Below are 18,832 nucleotides of genomic sequence, written 5' to 3' on the forward strand. Positions count from 1 at the left end.
CGAATCCCCGATCCCGCCGATCAGCCTCGCGTCGATCGGTGGCCAAATGCCGAAGAGTCCCGCCGCCAGCCCTGCTGCCGCCAGCGCACCGGTGAGCAAATTGGGCAGCCAGAATGCAGCGAGGTCGAGAGCCGCCAGCGCCAGAAGCATCCAGCCGAATATCGCCCCGACGACTCCGCCGATCCCGGGGACGAGAATGCCGGCGACGATGCCGATCATCATGCCGGCGAGTTCGGTAACCAGATGGCTCGGATGGACAGACGCGCCGCACCCCGGCACCGTCCGCGCTGGAGCACGAAACTCGCCACCGGCACCAGCTCACGCGCGCCGAGCCCTTTCCCGCACGCGTCGCATTCCGACCGCCCCTGCAGCGCGGACCGGCCTTTCGGCCAGCGGATCGCCACTGTCGCGATGAAGCTGCCGAAGACGAGCCCCAGCACGCCGAGCAGCACCGGCCACAGCCAGAGGTCAGTCGTCATCGCGCGGCGGCCGCTTGCGGATCAGATAGCGATAGACGCCGAACAGGTTGATGCAGAACAATACGAGGTTCTGCGTCCAGAGCGGCTCGTCGTCGGAGAGAAAGGCGCCGCTGATCCAGCAGATGCTGGAAGCGACGAACAGCGCAAAGCCCCAGCCGGTCACACGCCGGCCGAGATCGAGCGACACCATGAAACAGGCGATGATGCCGCTGATCGAAGCTGCCCATTTGAGGATGTCGACGAGCGTCATGTGGGAGCTTCCTTGGCGCGCGGGCACGGCTTTTGCAAACTGCCCCGGGGATGACTAAATCGCCCCCAACAAACGAGAGGAAAACAATGTCCGCCGACGATATCGTCATCGCCTCCTATGCCCGCACGCCGATGGGCAGCTTCCAGGGTTGCCTGACCGACGCCAGCGCGATCGATCTCGGCGCCACCGCGGTGGGCGCGGCAGTCGAGCGCGCGGGGCTGAAGGGCGATGCGATCGAGCGGATCTACATGGGCTGCGTGCTCCCGGCCGGCCTCGGCCAGGCCCCCGCGCGCCAAGCGGCGTTGAATGCCGGCCTTCCGCATCACATCGAGGCGACCACGATCAACAAGATGTGTGGATCGGGGATGCAGGCCGCGATCATGGCCGCCGATGCGCTCGCCGCGGGATCGGTCGACCTGCTCGTCGCCGGCGGCATGGAGAGCATGACCAATTCGCCCTATCTCTCGCTGCGCCACCGCGCGGGCGCGCGGATCGGGCACGACGTGCTCAAGGACCATATGTATCTCGACGGACTCGAGGACGCCTATGAGCCCGGCCGCCTGATGGGCAGCTTCGCCGAGGAGACTGCGCAGGAATATCAATTCACCCGTCAGGCGCAGGACGCGTTTGCGATCGCCTCGCTCCAGCGCGCGCAGAAGGCGCAGCAATCGGGTGCGTTCGATCGCGAGATCGTCCCCGTCGAAGTCAAGGGCCGCAAGGGCGTCACCACGATCACGTTCGACGAGCAGCCGGCGAAGGGCGATCTCGCCAAGATCCCGACGCTCAAGCCCGCTTTCTCGAAGGACGGCACGATCACCGCCGCCAATGCTTCGTCGATCTCGGACGGCGCGGCGGCGCTGGTGATGACTCGGATGAGCGTCGCCGACCGGCTCGGGCTGAACCCCGTGGCCCGTGTCGTCGCCCACGCCGCGCACGCGCATGCCCCTGCCCGCTTCACCACTGCGCCCGTGTTCGCGATGCGCAAGGCACTGGAGAAAGCGGGATGGCAGATCGGCGATGTCGACCTGTTCGAAGTGAACGAGGCGTTCGCCTGCGTCGCGATGATCGCGATGCACGATCTCGGCATCGGCCACGACGTGCTCAACGTCCATGGCGGCGCCTGCGCGCTCGGCCACCCGATCGGCGCCAGCGGTGCACGCGTCCTCGCCACATTGCTCTCAGCCCTCGAGACGAACGGCCAAAAGCGCGGCCTCGCCTCGCTCTGCATCGGCGGCGGCGAGGCTACTGCGATGGCCGTGGAGTTGCTCGATTAAGGGCGAATCCTGCTATCGCGATCCGAAGGAGAGTTCGTGAGGATCCGCTGGGGAATGATCGGCACGGGCTCGGTCGCGGAACACAAAAGCGGCCCGGCCTTCCTCCGGGCTCCGGGCGGTTCCCTTGAAGCCGTGGCCTCCCGGCGACACGATCGAGCGCTCGACTATGCGGCGCGCCACGGCGTCCCGCACGTTTTCGCCTCGCCGGACGACCTGATCGCGTCCGAACTGGTCGACGCCGTCTACATCGCCACGCCGCCGGCCTCGCACCTTCCGCTGGCGCTGGCAGCGGCGAAGGCGGGCAAGCCATGCTGCGTCGAAAAGCCGATGACGGTCTATCTGCGCGACGCCGAGAAATTGTGCCGCGCCTTCGACGAGGCTGGCGTGCCGCTGTTCGTCTCTTATTACCGGCGCAGCCTTCCGCGCTTCGCCGCGATCGACGAGGCTATCGACAATGGTGCGATCGGCCCGATACGGTCGGTGACATGGACGTTGGGCCGGGTGGGCGCGACGCCCGTTACCGGCGACAATTGGCGGATCGATCCTTCCGAGGCGCCGGGGGCCTTTTCGAGGATCTGGCCTGCCATGGGCTGGATCTGTTCGACAGCCTGTTCGGGCCGATCACCCAAGTCGACGTCTCGCAGCTGCATATTCCGGCAGCGTCACTGGTACCGGACCGCGTCGAGGCGCGCTGGCGCCACGGCCCCGCGATCGAAGCGCACGGCATCTGGGATTTCGCCGCCGAAGCGCGCACCGACACGATCGTCATCACCGGCGAGCATGGCACGATCCGCTTCGCGATATTCGACGAAGCGCCGATCGAAGTACACAGCCGCGCCGGCGTGGCCACGCACGACATCCCCAATCCGAAGCCGATCCAGTTGCCGCACGTGATCGCGCTCAACCGGGCTCTCGGCGCAGGCGTGCCGCATCCGTCCACCGGCCATTCGGCATTGCGCACGGCGCGCGCGAGCGAAGCAATCCTCCGCGGGCCGCGCACCCGTGTCGAACGCGGCTGACGTGCCTAGCGCAGCACTTCGCCGGGCTCGACACCCCAGATGTGCGACTGCTCGATATAGCCCGTGCGGCCGCCCACGTCGAAGCGGCACCAATTGTCGGTGCATTTGCTGATCGCCCCGACCACGCCGGGTTCGACTCGCCAGTTGATATGCGCATCGAGCTGGGGCGCGGAGCGCAGTTCGGTCACGCCGCCCACTACGATCGCAGTGCGCTTCTCGTCGAGGAAGTTGCGCAGCATCCAGCCCTGGGTGCCGCCCGGATCCTCGACCTTGCGCCACTCGCCATAGACGTCGAGCACCTTGAGCGGGAGATCGCGGCGCTTGTAGAGCCAGATTGCCGGATAGTTGCGGCCCGGGCCGCTGCGCAGGTGCGCCTTGTCGACGTCGATCGACACCCAATAAGGCGGCTTGCGCTGCGCGATCGCCGGCATGGCGAGCGCCAGCGCCGCGATCCCCAGCATCATCCAAGCGCCGAGCCGCATTCGATCCCCTGTCATGAGTCCGCTGATACTGCGAGCATGCGCCGCGCTTCAACCCGTTGACTGGCGCCTCGGCACCGGCCAATCCGCCCTGAATGGCACAGCCCGCGCGCCCCTCCCGTCCCCAGGTGACCGTCACCCGCGCATTGCCGCAGGCGATCGAGACGCGCATGGCCGAATTGTTCGACGCCGTGCTCAATGGCGATGACCGTCCGATGGACCGCACCATGCTCGCCGCGGCGATGGCCGATGCCGATGTCTTCGTGCCCACGGTGACCGACCGGATCGACGCGGAACTGATCGCCGCGGCCCCCGATCGCCTTCGCCTGATCGCCAATTACGGCGCGGGATTCGGCCATATCGATCTGAAAGCGGCGCGCGAGCGCGGCATCACCGTCACCAACACCCCTGGCGTGCTGACCGAGGACACCGCCGACATGGCGATGGCGCTGATCCTCGCCGCGCCGCGCCGGCTGATCGAGGGCGACAAGCTCGTCCGCTCGGGCGAATGGACCGGGTGGCGCCCCACCGGCATGCGCGGCCACCGCATCGGCGGCAAGAAGCTCGGCATCCTCGGCATGGGCCGGATCGGCCAGGCTGTGGCGCAGCGCGCCCGCGCCTTCGGGCTGCAGATCCATTATCACAACCGCCACCGCATCCCCGAAGTCGCCGAGGCCCAGCTTGGTGCGACCTGGCATGCCGATCTGGATGCGATGCTCGCCGCGGTCGACATCCTGACCATCCACACGCCGCACACCGAGAACACCGGCGGGCTGATCGATGCGCGCCGGCTCGACCTGCTCGGCCCCCAGGGCTGGCTGATCAACACCGCGCGCGGCGAGATCGTCGATCCGGAAGCTTTGGTGGCGGCGCTGACCGGGGGCCACATCGCCGGCGCCGGGCTCGACGTCTATGTGAACGAACCCGCGGTCGATCCGCGGCTGATCGCGCTCGACAACGTCGTGCTGCTTCCGCATCTCGGCTCCGCGACCTTCGAGGGCCGCGAGGCGATGGGGCTCAAGGTCATCGCCAATATCCGCTCCTGGGTCGACGGCCATCGACCGCCCGATCAGGTCCTCGAGGGCTGGCTCTAGCTCCCGGAACTCCTTGCTTCTGAAGCGGTTCTCCGCCGAAAAGGAGGCACCAATGAAGAAATACAGCTATGCGTGGATCACGCTCGGCTTCTTCCTCGTTTCGTTCGCGCTCCATTGGCTGTTCGGCTGGAAGGCTTTCGTCGAAGAGGCCCGCGCGCATGGCCAGATCGCCGAGACGTCGAGCTATCTGAACGAGATGCTGCGCGACACCTTCGAGAACTGGCAGTCCGAATTCCTGCAATTGCTCTGGCAAGTCGTGGGGCTCGCTTATTTCCTCTATATCGGATCGCCCTCGTCGAAGGAAAATGACGACCGGATGGAGGCGAAGATCGATTCGCTGCTCCGCCTCCACGCCGGTGTGGACCGCGGGCAGGAGATCATCGACGAGCTCGACGACCGCTATCTGCGCGCCCACGGCCACGCCAAGCCGCACGCCCACGGCGCGGACCCGGTGGTAGGCAGCGGCAAGGAAGACGCCGCCTGAGCGCGGTCAGAGGCCGCGAAGCCACTCCGTGATCATCGCCTTGCCGGCGGCCACCGCCGCACTGCCGTGCGCCTCATGCTCGCCGCGCAGGCGCTCGGGCGAAGTGCCTGCCTCGGCGATGAAGGCCGGGCCATTCTCGATCCACGCCTCGAAGCGCGGATCCTCGCCCATTTCGGCATGGAACTGGAGCGCGAGCAATTCGGGGCCACGGCGGAAGGCCTGGTGGGCATAAGACGGCGTCGAGGCGAGAAGCTCGACATCGTCCGGCAAACCGAAGGTATCGCCGTGCCAATGCAGCATCGGCACTCCGGCGACGTGGCGGAGCGGCGAATCCGCCCCCGGATCGTTGAGCTTCACCGGCGCGAAGCCGATCTCCTTCACCGGACCCGGCCGGACTTCGGCGCCCATCGCCGCTGCGATCATCTGTGCGCCGAGGCACACGCCGAGCGTGGGCAGCCCGCGCGCGATTCTGCTCGGCAAGCCGCTCGAGTTCATGCGCGATCCACGGATGCGCCTCGCGTTCATAGACCCCCATCGGCCCGCCCATCATCAGCAGCAGGTCGGGCGCGTCGAAATCGAGGCTGGAAAAGCCCGGATCGGTGACGTCGACGCGATCGAGGACATAGCCCGCAGCCTCGATCGGCTCGCGGAACCCGGCGATGCCCTCATACGGGGTGTGGCGGATGATGAGACCGGTCTTCATGTCGCCAGCCTAGCGGGATGGGCGCCGATCGGAAGGCTAGGGTTTCTTGGGATGCCTAAAATTCCTCCCCGCTTCGCGAGGGAGGATTTTTGGGGTCAATCCCCGGTCAGGATCCGGTCGACGAGCTGCTTCACCGTCGGCACGAAGCCGTTCGAATAGAAGGGATCGCGCTTGAAATTGTAAGCGCCGTGCCCGGCGAACATGAGGTTTTCCTCCACCGGCCCGCCATGGGCGATGTCCTGCAGAGTCTTCTGGATGCAGAAACTGCGCGGATCGGCGAGGCGGCCGGTCGAGTTGGTCTCGGTGTCCGCCCAGGACGAGAACTGGCATTGGCTGAGACAGCCCATGCAATCGGCCTGGTCCTTGCGGATCACGCTCTTCTCTTCCTCGCTGACGAAGACCAAAGTGTTGTCCGGAGTCTTGAGCGCGGAGGTGAAGCCGAGCCCGAACCATTCGCGCGCGCGCAGCAGATCGTTGCGGGTCACCCAGAAATTCTTGCCCTTCACGCCCACGTCGAGCTGGAAGACGTGGTCCCCGGCATGCTCGGTCGAATAAGCGATCTGGCGCTCCGATCGCGCCTCGAGGCTGCGCAGGAACGGATTGCGCACCGCCGAAGAATAGAAGCCGGTGGGCGAGAAGCGGTGGAGCAGGATGTCGCCTTCCTCCAGCGTCATCAGCGCGTTCTTCCACCCCTCGGGGATCGGGCTTTCCTTGGTGAGCAGCGGCCGCGTGCCGAACTGGAACGCGATCTTGCCGAGCTCGGGATTGTCGATCCAGTCGCTCCAGTCGCGCAGATACCAGACGCCGCCGGCCATCACGATCGGCACGTCGTCCGAGATGCCACCCTCGCGCATCGTCGCGCGCAGATCGCGGACGCGGGGATAGGGATCCTGCGGCACCAGAGGATCCTCCGCGTTGGACAAGCCGTTATGCCCGCCCGCCAGCCACGGGTCCTCATAGACCACCGCGGCCAGCCATTCCGACGCCTTCGAATAGGCCCGCTTCCACAGCGCGCGGAAGGCGCGGCCCGAGCTGACGATCGGCAGGTAGCTGACGCCGTAAGAGGCAGTGATCTCGCTGAGCTTGTACGGCATGCCCGCGCCGCAGGTCACGCCCGCGACCATCCCGCGCGTACGTTCGAGCACGCCGTGCAGGATCCGCTGCGCGCCGCCCATTTCCCACAGCACGTTGATGTTCACCGCGCCCTTGCCGCCGGCGATCTCGAAGGCCTTCTTGACCTGGGTGACGGCGCCTTCGATCGCGTATTCGACCAGCTCCTCATGACGCTCGCGTCGGGTCAGCGCGCGATAGATCTGCGGGATGATCTTCCCTTCGGCATCATAGCTGTCGGCATTTACCGCACTGACGGTGCCGATGCCGCCGGCCGCCGCCCAGGCGCCAGCGCTCGCGTGGTTCGTGGCCGCGACGCCCTTGCCCCTTCGACCAACGGCCAGACTTCCCGGCCGTTATAGTTGATAGGCGTCAGACCCTTGAACAAATGTGCCTCCGGTAAAAACTCCGGCGCTTGCTAGCGCCAACCACCCCAACAAGCGAGCCGCAATCTTTATTGCAACCCGTCAGGGCGTCCCATCGCTGCACCATAGAGCCGCGCATAAGACGCGATCATGGCAGCTTCATCGAATAACGCACGGGCGCGCGCACGGTTCTGCTGACCGATATAATGCATCGATTCCGGGTTTCTGGCCAGCGTGTCGATGCGATCGCGCAGATCGACCTCATGGTGCCGCGGCGCGAGGAACGGCACGTTCTCGGGCGATACCATCACCGGAATATCGCCCACCCGGGTCGATACGACCGGCAGCCCCGCCGCCATCGCCTCGATCACCGAGATCGGCGCCTGTTCGCTCCTCGACGACAGTGCGAAGATGTCGAACAATCCCATGTAGCGATGCGGTTCGGCCAGGAATCCGGGCAGGATCACCTGATCCTCGATCGCCATCGCTTCGGCAGCATCGAGGATGTTCTGCCGCTCGGGGCCTTCGCCCAGGATCACCAGCTTGAAACGCGCATTCACGCCGGCGACGGCGCGGATGAGCATCGGCAGATCCTTGACCGGCCTGAGGCCCGCGACGCAGCCGATGAACACTTCGCCTTCGCGGCGCTCCTGCAGCTGCGGGATCAGCTTCGCGTCGGGCTTGCCTGCATAGAGCATTGTCGGGACGCCATTGGCGATCCGGTGGACGCGATCGGGCGGCTGGCGCCAGTGCTTGAGCGCGACCTTTTCCAGCACGTTGCTGGGCACCACCAGCGCATTGGCCGCGGGCAGCGCGATCCGGCGATACATGTTGCGCACCGGATTGAGGCGTTCGGCCTCGTCCTGGTTGAACCCGTCTTCATGATGCACGATCGGCGGCAGCCCCTTGCCGAACACCCGCGCCGCCATCACGCCGTCGATCGCCCCCCAATTATAGGTGAGGACGAGATCGAAGCGCCGCATGAACCCCGCGATCGCCTCATAGCGCTTGACCGAGGGCCGGCCGGAGAGCGGCGGCGGGTTCTGCGCGATCTCGTATTTGATGCCCTTCGCGATCGCGTCGCGCGCGCCGAGCTGATCGGGCATCGCCGAGACGATCGTGTGCCGCGCTCTGTCGCCGAACGCGTTCATCAGCCGTACGGCACGCGCTTCCTTGCCGCCGTAATTGAAGGTCGAGTGGAGGTGGAGGATGTGGATTGGCATGTCGGGGGCCGTGCTTAGCGGCCTAACATGCGTTCGTCATCCCGGCGCAGGCCGGGATCCAGAGTTACGGGCGCTGGAGCTTATGGCTCTGGGCCCCGGCTTGCGCCGGGGTGACGGTTAGACTTTCGCCAACAATCGCCCGATCGCCGCAACGACCTCGGGCTCGTCGAGCGTCGGCGCGTGGCCCACTCCGGCGACGGTCACCAGCTTCGCGCCCGGCACCCTTGCGACCATCTTCGCCGCGGTTTCTGCGCTCAGGATATCGGAGCGCTCGCCGCGCACGATCAGCACCGGCTTGCCCTTCAGCGCGTCGATGGTCGGCCACATGTCCGGCCCTGCCTCGTTGCCCGGCACGCGGAACGGCTCGGCGATCTTCATGTCGTAATCGAGCACGATCCGCCCCGAGCTGTTCACCCGGTACAGGCGCTTGGCCATGCGCAGCCAGTCCTCGATGCCATAATCGGGATACACATCGGCATTGCTCTCGGCCACCGCCCGCGCGGCGTGCATCCAGGTCGGGTGCCATACCGCCTTGCCGACATAGGTGCGGATCCGCGCCAGCCCGCCGGGGTCGAGCTCGGGGCCGACGTCGTTGAGCACCACGCCCGCCAGCTTGCCCCCGTCGGTGGCAGCCAGCAGCATGGTGACGATGCCGCCCAGCGACGTCCCCACCGCGACGAAGCGCGTGATGCCCAATTCGTCCAGCAGCGCCTCGACATCCTGCAGATAGGTCAGCGGGACATAGGACATCGGATCCTTGGCATAGGCGCTGTCGCCGCGCCCGCGGAACTCGACGAGGATCACCCGGCGCTCGCCCGCGATCCGCTCCGCCAGCGGCGCATAATCGCGCGCATTGCGGGTCAGCCCGGGGAAGCAGAGCACCGGCGGCTTGTCGTCGGCACCGGCATAATCGCGGTAATGCAGCCTCAGGCCGTCTTTCGACCACCAATAGCCATCGCTGTAGTTGCGCCGCTCACCCATTGCTCCCCATATCGCCGCATGGCCTTCACTCCGCAACAGGCGATCCTCGAACTCGGCGACGCCTTCTACGATCCCGTCCATGCCGCCCGCTTCCCCCAGGCGATCCTGCGCTTCCGCAACGATCGCGCGGCGGCCGAAGTCGGGCTCGACGCGCTGAGCGACGAACAATGGATCGCGCACTTCGGCCGCTTCGAGCCGCTCCACGGCGGTCTTCAAGAGCCGCTGGCGCTGCGCTATCACGGCCATCAGTTCCGCGTGTACAATCCCGAGATCGGCGACGGCCGCGGCTTCCTGTTCGCCCAGATGACCGACGACCGGGGCCGCCTGATGGACCTCGGCACCAAGGGATCGGGCCAGACCCCCTGGAGCCGCTTCGGCGACGGCCGCCTCACGCTGAAGGGCGGCGTCCGCGAGATCCTCGCCACCGAAATGCTCGAGGCGCTGGGAGTCGAGACCTCGCGCACTTTCTCGCTGATCGAGACCGGCGAGGAGCTCCATCGCGGCGACGAGCCCTCCCCCACCCGCTCGGCGGTGCTCGTCCGGCTCAGCCACGGCCATATCCGCATCGGCACTTTCCAGCGCCTCGCGCATTCGCAGGACACCGAGAATCTGCAGCGGCTGACCGGCTATGTGCTCCGTCATTATTATGGCGAGGAAGCCGGCGACGATGCCCCCAGCGCCTGCTCGCGCATGTCGCCGCGCGCACCGCGCGGATGGCGGGCCGGTTCATGGCCGCGGGCTTCGTCCACGGCGTGCTCAACAGCGACAATATCAACGTGACTGGCGAGAGCTTCGATTACGGCCCATGGCGCTTCGCCCCGAGCTGGGCACCCGGCTTCACTGCCGCCTATTTCGATCAGTCCGGGCTCTATTCCTTCGGCCGCCAGCCCGAGGCGATCTATTGGGACGTGATGCAGCTCGCCAGCTCGCTCCGGCTGATCTCCGAAGAGGAGCCGCTGATCGAAGCGATGGAGGTGTTCCCCGAGACCTTCCAGCGCGAGGTCGCCATTGCGATGCTCTGGCGGCTGGGCGTAGTGCCCCGAGGCCCTGAGTTTGACCGCCCGCTGATCGGTGCCATCGAGGCGGCGCTGGTCGAAACGGACACGCCGATCGATCGCTTCTTCTTCGACGGGTTCGGCGGCACGCTCCCGGAAAGCTACGGCGAAGCCTTCGCCGCTCTCCGCGCCCAGCTCGCCGGGTACGAACCGCGCAAGCCCGGCGACCACGCTTATTGGTCCGATCCCGCCCCGTGCGCGATGCTCATCGACGAAGTCGAGGCGATCTGGGCGGCGATCGCGCAAGGCGACGACTGGGCACCGCTGACCGCCAAGGTCGTCGCGATCAGGCGAATGGGCGAGGCGCTTCGATAATAGCACCGACGGCATCCGAGGGGTTGGCAAGCCTCCGCCATTTCGGGCAATAGCATTGCCATTCTTCCGGGGACGCACGCAGAACATAATGCCGGGAACGGAAATCATCTCGACGGAGCCTGCAACCGGCGCCGTGCTCTGGCGCCAGAAGATCGGCGATGTCGACGTCGAGGTCGCGCATGCCCGCCGAAGCTGGGCCGAATGGGCCGCGCGTCCGCTCGCGTACCGAATCGAGGCGCTGCGCCGTTTCGCCAATGTCGTCCGCCAAAAAGCCGACGCCTTCACCGACCTGCTCGCGCGCGAGACCGGCAAGCCGCTCTGGGAGGCGCGCACCGAAGTCGAGACGGTGATCGGCAAGGTCGACATCTCGGTCTCCGCTTATTCGGAGCGCACCGGCCAGCGCCGGATCGAAGCGCCGATGAACACGCGGCTGGCGCTGCGGCACAAGCCGCACGGCGTGCTCGCGGTGCTCGGCCCCTATAATTTCCCCGCGCACCTTCCCAACGGCCACATCGTCCCTGCCTTGCTCGCCGGCAATGCCGTGGTGTTCAAACCCTCCGAGAAGACCCCGCGAGCGGCGCATTCCTCGTCGATTGCTTCCACGCCGCCGGCATTCCCGAAGGCTGCATCCGCCTGCTGATCGGCGGCCCGGAAGAAGGCAAGGCGCTCGCCGCGCATCCCGATATCGACGGGTTGCTGTTCACCGGATCGGCCAATACCGGCATCGCGCTCAACCGCCAGTTCGCCACCCGGCCGGAGAAGATCCTCGCGCTCGAAATGGGCGGCAACAACCCGATCGTCGTCTGGGACACCCCCGATCTCTATTCCGCCGCGGTGCTCGTCATCCAGTCGGCCTTCACCACCGCCGGCCAGCGCTGCACAGCTGCGCGCCGGCTGATCGTCGACCAGAATCTCTACGATCCGCTGATGGAGGAAGTGAACAAGCTGATCGGCCGGCTGATCATCGGCGAGCCGCACGCCGATCCCGCGCCGTTCATGGGCCCGGTGATCGACAACGATGCCGCGGACCTGCTGACCGAGAGCTTCCTCGCGCTCTCGACGATGGGCGGGCGACCGCTCAAGCACATGGAGCGCCCGATCGAGGGTCGGCCGTTCATCACTCCCGGCCTGATCGACATGACCCAGGCCAACGACAAGCCCGATGTCGAACTGTTCGGCCCGGTCCTGCAGATCTATCGCAAGGCGACGTTCGAAGAGGCGATCGCCGAGGCCAACGACACGCGTTATGGCCTGTCGGCGTCGCTGGTCAGCCAGAATCCGCGGCTTTACGACCAGTTCTGGGCCAATATCCGCGCCGGCATCGTCAACTGGAACCGCCCGACCAACGGCGCGTCCTCGTCAGCCCCGTTCGGCGGAGTCGGCTGGTCGGGCAATCACCGCCCCAGCGCCTATTACGCCGCGGACTATTGCGCTTATCCGGTGGTCTCGTCGGAATCCGAGCAGGCACGCGCCGCCATCGGGCTGGGGTTGCGCGACGCCTGAGCGAACCGCCGCAGCCACGGGCCCGCGTGGACGACGCTCATCAGCAGATACATCGGCACCATCCCGCCAAAGGGCGATGCCGCCGCGCAGAGCATATCCGCTGCGCCACCGCCCTGCGCCGTCAACAGCGCCATGAGCGCGAAGCCCGGGGCCGCCGCCAGCGCGAGCGCGTCGGCGGCCCGGCTCGCGATCATGGCGCCTTGTCGGCGTTGCGGAACGCCGCCTCGCCTGCGTCCGACACTTCGACCCATTTGGGATCGGGAGCGGCCTCGGTTTCGTAATTGTCGTGCCAGTTCCACCATTTGTACGTCGGCGTCTGCGGATAGCCCTCGGGCGAGATCTTCCCACACTTCCTGCCGGCCGAGTGGAGTCAGATCGAGATAGCTCCACACCGTCCCCACCGCCTCGTCGCCGCGATTGTTGATGAAATAGGTGCGGTAGATGCGGTCGCCGTCGCGGATGAAGACATTATGGCCATGCCATTCGTCGACGCCGAAATCCTTGTCGAAATCGTCGGTCATCGTCACCCACGGCATATCCCAGCCCATCCGCGCCTTGAGCCGCGCGATATCGGCCTGTGGCGCGCGCGAGGCATAGACGAGCGTGGTGTCGCGCGCGTTCAGATGTGCGAGATGCGACACCTGATCGGCGCCGAGCGAGCAGCCGCGGCAGGCATGATCGGGCCAGCCGAACACACCGGGCTCGAAAAAGGCGCGATAGACGATCAGCTGGCTGCGTCCGGCGAACAGGTCGAGCAGGCTCATCTTTCCGCCCGGTCCTTCGAACACATAGTCCTTGTCGACCGCCATCCACGGCATCCGCCGCCGCTCGGCGGCCAGCGCGTCGCGGGCGCGACTATGCGCCTTCTCCTTGACGAGCAGGTCCGCGCGAGCGGCTTCCCATGCCTCCGGTGCGACCACGGGGGATGATTTTTCGGCAATTCCTGCATGCTCACTGCTCCTGTTCGCCGGTGACTGCACCGATGCGCGCGATGACCGTGCCCCAGCCGTTGCTCATGTTCCGATAGGTGCTGTCGTTGCGCGGCAGGACGAAGCCCGAATGGATGACCCGCAGGCGTGTGCCGCCCTCCGCCGCCTCCAGCGTGTAGGTGACCACGGTATCGAGCAGCGAGCCGTAACCCGCATTGCCCTCGTGGCCGCCCTTCCACGAATAGGCGAAGCGCTGGTTGGGGATCACCTCCAGCACCTGGCAGTGGATCGTCCCGTCCCACTCGCCCGCCGGCGTCGTCTGGTAGGTGAAGCGGTTGCCCGCCACGGGCGCGAAGTCGCTCGGCACCATGCCCAGCCAGCGCGCCATCAATTCGCCCGAGGTCAGCGTCTTCCAGATCGTCTCGGGAGCGTGCGGAAACACTTCGTCGACCGTGATCTCGCGGGCGCGGGTCTGCAATGCGGCGTCGTTCATGGATCGATCTCCTTCAAAAGGTTACGCAGCGTATCGAGGCGTTCGCGCCAGAAGACCTCGTAATGGTCCAGCCAGTCGAACAGCGGCGCCAGGCCTTCGGGCTTGGCGCGATAATAGACGTTCCGCCCCTGCGGACGCTCGGCGACGAGGCCCGCCAGCTTGAGCGACTTGAGATGCTGCGAGACCGCGCCCTGGGTCACTCCGCTCGAGCGGGTCAGTTCGGCGACGTTGATTTCCTTCGCGCGGGCAATCCGCTCGAACACGGCGCGCCGCGTCGGATCGGCGAGCGCGCGCATGACGGAATCGATGGGGCTGGGCTGGATCATGCGAATCAATTAGGCTGCGCTAATGCATTAGTCAATGCTAATTTGTGTTCCGCGTGATGCACGGGTGGACAGCCGGGCCTGAAGCTGGCTATCGGCGAGCGATGCCAGTCACTGCCACGATCATGAATTCCACCACCGGCCAGCCGATCCAGAAGCTGACCTTCGGCCGCATGCCCAAGCCCTGGGCTTCGTTCACGCTGGAAAGCGGCGAACTCGTCACCGCCGATCGCGTCGATGTCGGCAAGCCCGCACCCGGCAAGGTCGTGGTGCCGGTCTCGGTGTGGGTCACGCCGAAGAAATAGCGAGCAGCGCCAAGGCGTATCGGCATTCATTTCCCTCTCCCGTCGGGAGAGGGTTGCGCAGACTTGGACCCGCTTCTTCAGCGGGCCCTAGTCGGAGCTGGGTGAGGGATCACCCTGTCGATAGCAGGACACCCTCACCCAGCTACGCTAGGCAGCAAGCTGCCAAGCTTCGCTACCTCTCCCACAGGGAGAGGAGAAGAGCACCCGAATGTCGGCCTAGCCACGCCGTCTTCCCACCACTCCGATTGTAACGAAACATTGCCGCTATCCGCGGCGCATTGAATCCCCCGACCCGCCTCCCTAGATTCAAACCTGCGGGACCGGGCCCCTCTGGCGGCGGCTTCACCTGAAGCCCCGTGATGTCGGACCGCATCGAGCTAGCTCGGTGCAGGTTTTGGCGGCTATCCGTCACCCCCTCACCGAGAGACCGGCTCGATCGATGTAACTGTCGATTGGAGTGGCACGCGTGAGTAACCTTATCGAGCGGCTGATCGCCGCACACCGCATCCTCAACCGCGAAATCCGCCGCGAGCTCGCTCGCCGGTTTCCTGATCGCTTGCGCCTCACCCGGCTCAAGAAGGAGCGGCTCGCGATCAAGGACCGGCTGTTCCGTCACTTCCCCGATGCGGCCGAGATGCGCCGCGTCGCGCGCGGTGCCATCGCCCGCGCCCGCCACGCCTAGGAGAAACCACCAGTGGACAATCTTTCCGCCTTCAACCGCGGCGCCGCCAGTGCCGCGCAGGTCCGCTACGATGAGGGCCTGCGCCGGCACATGCTCGGCATCTATCGCAACATGGGGCTAGGCCTCGCCATCACCGGCGCGATCGCACTGCTCGTGGCGAGTTCACCGCCGTTGGTCGCCCTGATCTTCGGCACGTCACTGAAGTGGGTGGCGATGCTGGCCCCGCTCGCCTTCATCTTCTTCTTCACCTTCCGGGTGGAGCGGATGACCACCGCCGGCGCGCGCACGGCCTTCTTCGCCTTCGCGGGCGTGATGGGCGTGTCGATGGCGAGCATCTTCCTCGTCTTCACCGGCACCAGCATCGCGATGGCGTTCTTCACTGCCTCGGCGATGTTCGCGGGCCTCAGCCTGTGGGGCTATACCACCAATCGCGACCTCACCGGCATGGGGACCTTCCTGTTCGTCGGCCTGATCGCCGTGATCGGCGCGAGCCTCGTCAATCTGTTCCTCGGCTCGAGCCTGTTGCAGATGGCGCTCTCGGTGGTCGGCGTCGTCGTCTTCGCGGGCCTCACCGCCTGGGACACGCAGCGCCTGAAGAGCGAATATATCGTCTACGGCAACAGCCAGGCCGCCGAAAAGCTCGCGGTGATGGGCGCACTGTCGCTGTATCTCAACCTCATCAACATGTTCCAGCTGCTGCTGGGGCTGATGGGCGAACGGGAGTAATCGCATGACCGGCACTTTCGCCTGCCCCGTCGACGGCACCAAATTGGTGCCGATGGAGCGCTCGGGCATCGAGATCGATCATTGCCCCAGCTGCCGCGGCGTCTGGCTCGATCGCGGCGAGCTCGACAAGATCATCGAGCGCAGCGCCACCTCAGCGGCGCCGGTGCTCCCCCAGCAGTCGCAGCCCGCGCCGCAGTCTGTCCCCTGGTCGGACGAGCGTCCGCGCTATGACGATCGCCAGCGCCACCATGGCGGCCATTATCCGCACAAGAAGCGCAAGTCCTTCCTCGAAGAGCTGTTCGACTAAGTCCCCCTTTCCCCGAACAGCTTGAACCTCGCCCGTCGCCGATCCTTCGGCGGCGGGCGTTTCTTGCCCGTCCGCCGTCGCTATCGTCCTCCTCCAACGATCGGGAGAGCAAGCAATGGTCACGCGCAGAACAATGCTCGGTACCGCCGCGGCACTTACGGCGACCGCCATTCTCCCGGCCCGCGCTGCCCCCGCCCCGGCTTTCGTCCGGCGGGAAGGCACACGGCTGATGCTCGGCGGCAAGCCGTATCGCTTCGCCGGGGCGAACCTCTGGTACGCCGCCTGGCTCGGCGCCGACGCCCCTTATGGCAATCGCGCGCGACTGAAGCGCGAGCTCGACACGCTCGCCGCCACCGGCGTCACCAACCTGCGCATCGCCGCCTCGGCCGAGGATTCGCCGCTCAGGAACTCGGTCAAACCGGCCTTCCACGGCGCCGCGCCCGATTCCGCCGATCCGGCGCTGCTCGGCGGGCTCGATTTCTGCCTCGCCGAGATGGGCAAACGCGGCATGACGGCAGTGCTGTATCTGACCAATTTCTGGGAATGGTCGGGCGGGATGATGACCTATCTCTATTACGTCACCGGCAAATACATGGACGTCAACGATCCGGCGCATCCGTGGCCGGCCTTTCCCAACGCCGTCGCCCAATTCTACGCCAATCCCAAGGCCGTCGCACGCAATCACGCCTGGGTCCGCCGCATCGTCGGCCGCACCAACAATGTCACCGGCATCGCCTATCGCGACGATCCGACGATCATGGCGTGGCAGCTCGCCAATGAGCCGCGCCCCGGCGGCGACCTCGCCACCGCAACGCCCTTGCTCTCCGCCTACAACGCGTGGATCCAGGACAGCGCGAAGCTGATCAAGTCGATCGACCGCAACCACCTCGTCTCGACCGGCAGCGAGGGCCTGAAGGGCAGCGTCGAGAGCGCCGACATCTTCCGCAAGGCGCACAATGTTCCCGAGATCGACTATCTCACCACGCATATCTGGCCGCTCAACTGGAGCTGGGTCGACGCGAAGGACATATCCGGCACGCATGCCGCCGCCACGGCGAAGGTCGCCGAGTATCTCCGGCAGCATCAGGCGCTGGCGAAAGAGCTGGGCAAGCCGTTGGTGATCGAGGAATTCGGCTATCCGCGCGACGGCGGCGGCTATGATCCGGAAGCAAGCACGCACTTCAAGGACCTGTATTACCAGCAGATCTATGATGCTGTGCTCAACAGCGCGCGCACCGGCGGCCCGATCATGGGCTCGAACTTCTGGGCATGGAACGGCGCCGGCCGCGCGGCCCATGGCGACCACCGTTTCCGCCCCGGCGACACTGCCTGGCTCGGCGATCCCCCGCACGAACCGCAGGGCTGGTACGGCGTATTCGACACCGACGCGACTACTCGCGCGGTGATCGCGGCGCACGCAAAGGCCTTGGCGAGCGTGGGCGAGCCGATTGCGGCGTAACTGATCCTCCCCCGCAAGGGGAGGATATACGCCCCGCGAAAGCTCCGCTACGCCCCCCAAGCATCCTTCGATTGCCCCTCGCGCCGCAGAAGCCCATCTGCCCTCCATGGCATCTCTGCTCGATCCTTCCGCGCGTGGGCGCGTCATCCTTGTCGGTGCCGGCCCGGGCGATCCCGGGCTGCTCACCGTGCGTGCCGTCGAGGCGCTCAAGCAGGCGGACGTGCTCGTCCATGACGGCCTCGTCGATCCGCGCGTGCTCGATCTCGCCCCGCGCGCGCACCGCATCTCGGTCGCCAAGCAGCGGGCCCGCCACACGCTGTCGCAGGAAGCGATCAACGCGCTGATCATCGCGCATGTGAAGACCGGGGCGATCGTCGTGCGGCTGAAGGGCGGCGACCCGTTCATCTTCGGCCGCGGCGGCGAGGAAGTCGAAGCCGTGCGCGCGGCCGGGCTCCCCGTCGAAGTCATTCCCGGCATCTCCGCCGCTTTGGGCGCTGCCGCCGAGGCGATGCTTCCGCTAACCCATCGCGACTGGTCGAGCGCGGTCAGCTTCGTCGCCGGCCAGTGCAAGGGCCTCAGCGAACAGGATTGGTCGGGCCTCGCCGGCAAGGGCCGCACGCTCGTCATCTACATGGGCGTCGCGACCTGCCCCGACATCGCCGACAAGTTGATGGCCGACGGCGTCGCCCCCGACATGCCCGTCGCGGTGCTCGAGCGCGGCACGCTCGAAGGCAGCCGCGCGCTGCGCACCCTGCTCGCCGATCTCGGCCCGATGGTCGCGCGCGAAAAGGTCCGCAGCCCGGCGATCATCGTCGTCGGCGAAGTCGTGATGCTCGCCGATGCGGAGGACAAGCTCGCCGCATGGGCCCAGGCTGCGGAGGCACTCGCATGAAGATCCTGACCGGCAACGATCTGCGCACCGGCGCGGTCATCTGGTGGACCGGCGAGGGCTGGTCGCTCCACATCGAGGACGCATCCGATGTCGGCGATCGCGGCGAGGCGCTCCTGGCCGAAGAAACCGGCGCGCGCCGCGTGAACGGCGGGGTCGTCATCGACGGCACCATGACGCCCGAGGGCCCCCGCCCCGCGCACATCAAGGACCGCATCCGCGCCTATGGCCCGACGGTGCGTCCGGATCTGACGCTCAAGCCGGCGGATCCGAACGCAGGGAGCTGGGTGATATGACTCCCGCCCCCTCCCCGTTCGCGCTGAGCTTGTCGAAGCGCCGTCCTTCTTCTCGCACCGAAGCCGAAGTGGAAAACAGCCCTTCGACA

The 18,832-nt window shown here is 66.5% G+C and carries 19 protein-coding genes and 5 pseudogenes; 14 read left to right on the plus strand and 10 right to left on the minus strand.

Annotated features, from left to right (window positions below):
• Window positions 1–218 precede the first annotated feature (218 nt).
• Together PIB19_RS22910 and PIB19_RS06635 are read right to left on the minus strand one after the other, a co-directional pair.
• On the minus strand, window positions 219–479 hold the full coding sequence (locus tag PIB19_RS22910; RefSeq protein ID WP_336297279.1) for a prepilin peptidase: 261 nt from the start codon (window positions 477–479) through the stop codon (window positions 219–221).
• Window positions 469–729 carry a hypothetical protein gene (locus PIB19_RS06635; protein ID WP_271240163.1) on the minus strand — a complete coding sequence of 87 codons (261 nt, stop codon included), beginning with the start codon at window positions 727–729 and terminating at the stop codon, window positions 469–471. The genes PIB19_RS22910 and PIB19_RS06635 overlap by 11 nt, the downstream gene beginning before the upstream one ends.
• A gap of 86 nt (window positions 730–815) precedes the next feature.
• Here PIB19_RS06635 and PIB19_RS06640 point away from each other — a divergent pair, with 86 nt between their 5' ends.
• The 3 genes and pseudogenes from PIB19_RS06640 (at window position 816) to PIB19_RS06645 (ending at window position 3,022) form a co-directional block, all read left to right on the plus strand.
• Window positions 816–2,003 (plus strand): acetyl-CoA C-acyltransferase, encoded by a 1,188-nt coding sequence (locus PIB19_RS06640; protein WP_271240164.1) that lies wholly within the window; start codon window positions 816–818, stop codon window positions 2,001–2,003.
• Window positions 2,004–2,057: 54 nt separating this feature from the next.
• Window positions 2,058–2,348 (plus strand): annotated as a pseudogene (locus tag PIB19_RS23540) (Gfo/Idh/MocA family oxidoreductase); the annotation flags it as partial.
• A 140-nt stretch (window positions 2,349–2,488) separates the two neighbouring features.
• Window positions 2,489–3,022 carry a Gfo/Idh/MocA family protein gene (locus PIB19_RS06645; protein ID WP_271240165.1) on the plus strand — a complete coding sequence of 178 codons (534 nt, stop codon included), beginning with the start codon at window positions 2,489–2,491 and terminating at the stop codon, window positions 3,020–3,022.
• Window positions 3,023–3,027: 5 nt separating this feature from the next.
• On the opposite strand, the gene PIB19_RS06650 is transcribed toward PIB19_RS06645, so the two are convergent.
• Window positions 3,028–3,504, minus strand: a complete 477-nt coding sequence (locus PIB19_RS06650) for an SH3 domain-containing protein (protein ID WP_271240166.1) — start codon at window positions 3,502–3,504, stop codon at window positions 3,028–3,030.
• A 92-nt stretch (window positions 3,505–3,596) separates the two neighbouring features.
• Between PIB19_RS06650 and PIB19_RS06655 the strand changes: the two genes are divergently transcribed.
• Window positions 3,597–4,595, plus strand: a complete 999-nt coding sequence (locus PIB19_RS06655) for a 2-hydroxyacid dehydrogenase (RefSeq protein WP_271240167.1) — start codon at window positions 3,597–3,599, stop codon at window positions 4,593–4,595.
• Window positions 4,596–4,647: 52 nt separating this feature from the next.
• Window positions 4,648–5,079 (plus strand): DUF6766 family protein, encoded by a 432-nt coding sequence (locus tag PIB19_RS06660; RefSeq protein WP_271240168.1) that lies wholly within the window; start codon window positions 4,648–4,650, stop codon window positions 5,077–5,079.
• A 6-nt stretch (window positions 5,080–5,085) separates the two neighbouring features.
• Here PIB19_RS06660 and PIB19_RS06665 read toward each other — a convergent pair.
• The 4 genes and pseudogenes from PIB19_RS06665 to PIB19_RS06680 all read right to left on the minus strand — a co-directional run bounded on the left by PIB19_RS06665 (window position 5,086) and on the right by PIB19_RS06680 (window position 9,461).
• Window positions 5,086–5,782, minus strand: a pseudogene (locus tag PIB19_RS06665) (glutamine amidotransferase).
• Window positions 5,783–5,877: 95 nt separating this feature from the next.
• Window positions 5,878–7,280, minus strand: a pseudogene (locus PIB19_RS06670) (NAD(P)H-dependent flavin oxidoreductase).
• A 66-nt stretch (window positions 7,281–7,346) separates the two neighbouring features.
• A complete protein-coding gene (locus PIB19_RS06675; RefSeq protein WP_271240169.1) occupies window positions 7,347–8,480 on the minus strand; it encodes a glycosyltransferase family 4 protein in 1,134 nt (377 codons plus the stop codon).
• 117 nt (window positions 8,481–8,597) lie between these two features.
• Window positions 8,598–9,461 carry an alpha/beta fold hydrolase gene (locus PIB19_RS06680; protein ID WP_271240927.1) on the minus strand — a complete coding sequence of 288 codons (864 nt, stop codon included), beginning with the start codon at window positions 9,459–9,461 and terminating at the stop codon, window positions 8,598–8,600.
• Between the two features lie 18 nt (window positions 9,462–9,479).
• Between PIB19_RS06680 and PIB19_RS06685 the strand changes: the two are divergent.
• Together PIB19_RS06685 and astD are read left to right on the plus strand one after the other, a co-directional pair.
• A pseudogene (locus PIB19_RS06685) lies at window positions 9,480–10,831 on the plus strand (protein adenylyltransferase SelO family protein).
• A gap of 88 nt (window positions 10,832–10,919) precedes the next feature.
• A pseudogene (astD, locus tag PIB19_RS06690) lies at window positions 10,920–12,334 on the plus strand (succinylglutamate-semialdehyde dehydrogenase).
• Here astD and PIB19_RS06695 read toward each other — a convergent pair.
• The 3 genes from PIB19_RS06695 to PIB19_RS06705 are packed head-to-tail and all read right to left on the minus strand — an operon-like array spanning window position 12,265 to window position 14,082.
• Window positions 12,265–13,254 carry a DUF899 domain-containing protein gene (locus PIB19_RS06695; RefSeq protein WP_271240170.1) on the minus strand — a complete coding sequence of 330 codons (990 nt, stop codon included), beginning with the start codon at window positions 13,252–13,254 and terminating at the stop codon, window positions 12,265–12,267. The pseudogene astD and the gene PIB19_RS06695 sit on opposite strands and share 70 nt — an antisense overlap.
• A gap of 31 nt (window positions 13,255–13,285) precedes the next feature.
• On the minus strand, window positions 13,286–13,756 hold the full coding sequence (locus PIB19_RS06700; RefSeq protein WP_271240171.1) for an SRPBCC family protein: 471 nt from the start codon (window positions 13,754–13,756) through the stop codon (window positions 13,286–13,288).
• Window positions 13,753–14,082: an ArsR/SmtB family transcription factor gene (locus PIB19_RS06705; RefSeq protein ID WP_029935101.1), complete on the minus strand. Its 330-nt coding sequence runs from the start codon at window positions 14,080–14,082 to the stop codon at window positions 13,753–13,755. The genes PIB19_RS06700 and PIB19_RS06705 overlap by 4 nt, the downstream gene beginning before the upstream one ends.
• Window positions 14,083–14,183: 101 nt before the next feature.
• On the opposite strand from PIB19_RS06705, the gene PIB19_RS06710 reads away from it, so the two are divergent.
• The 7 genes from PIB19_RS06710 to PIB19_RS06740 all read left to right on the plus strand — a co-directional run bounded on the left by PIB19_RS06710 (window position 14,184) and on the right by PIB19_RS06740 (window position 18,743).
• A complete protein-coding gene (locus PIB19_RS06710) occupies window positions 14,184–14,384 on the plus strand; it encodes a hypothetical protein (RefSeq protein WP_100281514.1) in 201 nt (66 codons plus the stop codon).
• A gap of 466 nt (window positions 14,385–14,850) precedes the next feature.
• The gene (locus PIB19_RS06715; protein WP_271240172.1) at window positions 14,851–15,066 is read left to right on the plus strand and encodes a YdcH family protein; all 216 of its coding nucleotides are present in this window, start codon (window positions 14,851–14,853) and stop codon (window positions 15,064–15,066) included.
• Between the two features lie 90 nt (window positions 15,067–15,156).
• Window positions 15,157–15,792 carry a Bax inhibitor-1/YccA family protein gene (locus tag PIB19_RS06720; RefSeq protein WP_336297321.1) on the plus strand — a complete coding sequence of 212 codons (636 nt, stop codon included), beginning with the start codon at window positions 15,157–15,159 and terminating at the stop codon, window positions 15,790–15,792.
• 4 nt (window positions 15,793–15,796) lie between these two features.
• Window positions 15,797–16,099, plus strand: a complete 303-nt coding sequence (locus tag PIB19_RS06725; RefSeq protein ID WP_271240174.1) for a TFIIB-type zinc ribbon-containing protein — start codon at window positions 15,797–15,799, stop codon at window positions 16,097–16,099.
• Between the two features lie 115 nt (window positions 16,100–16,214).
• Window positions 16,215–17,558 (plus strand): glycoside hydrolase 5 family protein, encoded by a 1,344-nt coding sequence (locus PIB19_RS06730; RefSeq protein ID WP_271240175.1) that lies wholly within the window; start codon window positions 16,215–16,217, stop codon window positions 17,556–17,558.
• A gap of 106 nt (window positions 17,559–17,664) precedes the next feature.
• Window positions 17,665–18,450 carry a uroporphyrinogen-III C-methyltransferase gene (gene cobA / locus PIB19_RS06735; RefSeq protein WP_271240176.1) on the plus strand — a complete coding sequence of 262 codons (786 nt, stop codon included), beginning with the start codon at window positions 17,665–17,667 and terminating at the stop codon, window positions 18,448–18,450.
• On the plus strand, window positions 18,447–18,743 hold the full coding sequence (locus tag PIB19_RS06740) for a DUF2849 domain-containing protein (protein WP_271240177.1): 297 nt from the start codon (window positions 18,447–18,449) through the stop codon (window positions 18,741–18,743). Before cobA ends, PIB19_RS06740 begins: the two co-directional genes overlap by 4 nt.
• Window positions 18,744–18,832: the final 89 nt, after the last annotated feature.

Origin of the sequence: Sphingomonas sp. 7/4-4 (genome assembly GCF_027941955.1) — a bacterium.
GTDB lineage: Bacteria > Pseudomonadota > Alphaproteobacteria > Sphingomonadales > Sphingomonadaceae > Sphingomonas.

Coding starts and splice junctions, on each gene's coding strand:
- PIB19_RS06655 (WP_271240167.1), top strand. CDS start 3,597: ATGGCACAGCCCGCGCGCCCCTCCCGTCCCCAGGTGACCGTCACCCGC.
- PIB19_RS22910 (WP_336297279.1), bottom strand. CDS start 479: ATGACGACTGACCTCTGGCTGTGGCCGGTGCTGCTCGGCGTGCTGGGG.
- PIB19_RS06725 (WP_271240174.1), top strand. CDS start 15,797: ATGACCGGCACTTTCGCCTGCCCCGTCGACGGCACCAAATTGGTGCCG.
- PIB19_RS06635 (WP_271240163.1), bottom strand. CDS start 729: ATGACGCTCGTCGACATCCTCAAATGGGCAGCTTCGATCAGCGGCATC.
- PIB19_RS06640 (WP_271240164.1), top strand. CDS start 816: ATGTCCGCCGACGATATCGTCATCGCCTCCTATGCCCGCACGCCGATG.
- cobA (WP_271240176.1), top strand. CDS start 17,665: ATGGCATCTCTGCTCGATCCTTCCGCGCGTGGGCGCGTCATCCTTGTC.
- PIB19_RS06645 (WP_271240165.1), top strand. CDS start 2,489: ATGGACGTTGGGCCGGGTGGGCGCGACGCCCGTTACCGGCGACAATTG.
- PIB19_RS06740 (WP_271240177.1), top strand. CDS start 18,447: ATGAAGATCCTGACCGGCAACGATCTGCGCACCGGCGCGGTCATCTGG.
- PIB19_RS06705 (WP_029935101.1), bottom strand. CDS start 14,082: ATGATCCAGCCCAGCCCCATCGATTCCGTCATGCGCGCGCTCGCCGAT.
- PIB19_RS06700 (WP_271240171.1), bottom strand. CDS start 13,756: ATGAACGACGCCGCATTGCAGACCCGCGCCCGCGAGATCACGGTCGAC.
- PIB19_RS06675 (WP_271240169.1), bottom strand. CDS start 8,480: ATGCCAATCCACATCCTCCACCTCCACTCGACCTTCAATTACGGCGGC.
- PIB19_RS06730 (WP_271240175.1), top strand. CDS start 16,215: ATGGTCACGCGCAGAACAATGCTCGGTACCGCCGCGGCACTTACGGCG.
- PIB19_RS06710 (WP_100281514.1), top strand. CDS start 14,184: ATGCCAGTCACTGCCACGATCATGAATTCCACCACCGGCCAGCCGATC.
- PIB19_RS06680 (WP_271240927.1), bottom strand. CDS start 9,461: ATGGGTGAGCGGCGCAACTACAGCGATGGCTATTGGTGGTCGAAAGAC.
- PIB19_RS06650 (WP_271240166.1), bottom strand. CDS start 3,504: ATGCGGCTCGGCGCTTGGATGATGCTGGGGATCGCGGCGCTGGCGCTC.
- PIB19_RS06660 (WP_271240168.1), top strand. CDS start 4,648: ATGAAGAAATACAGCTATGCGTGGATCACGCTCGGCTTCTTCCTCGTT.
- PIB19_RS06720 (WP_336297321.1), top strand. CDS start 15,157: ATGCTCGGCATCTATCGCAACATGGGGCTAGGCCTCGCCATCACCGGC.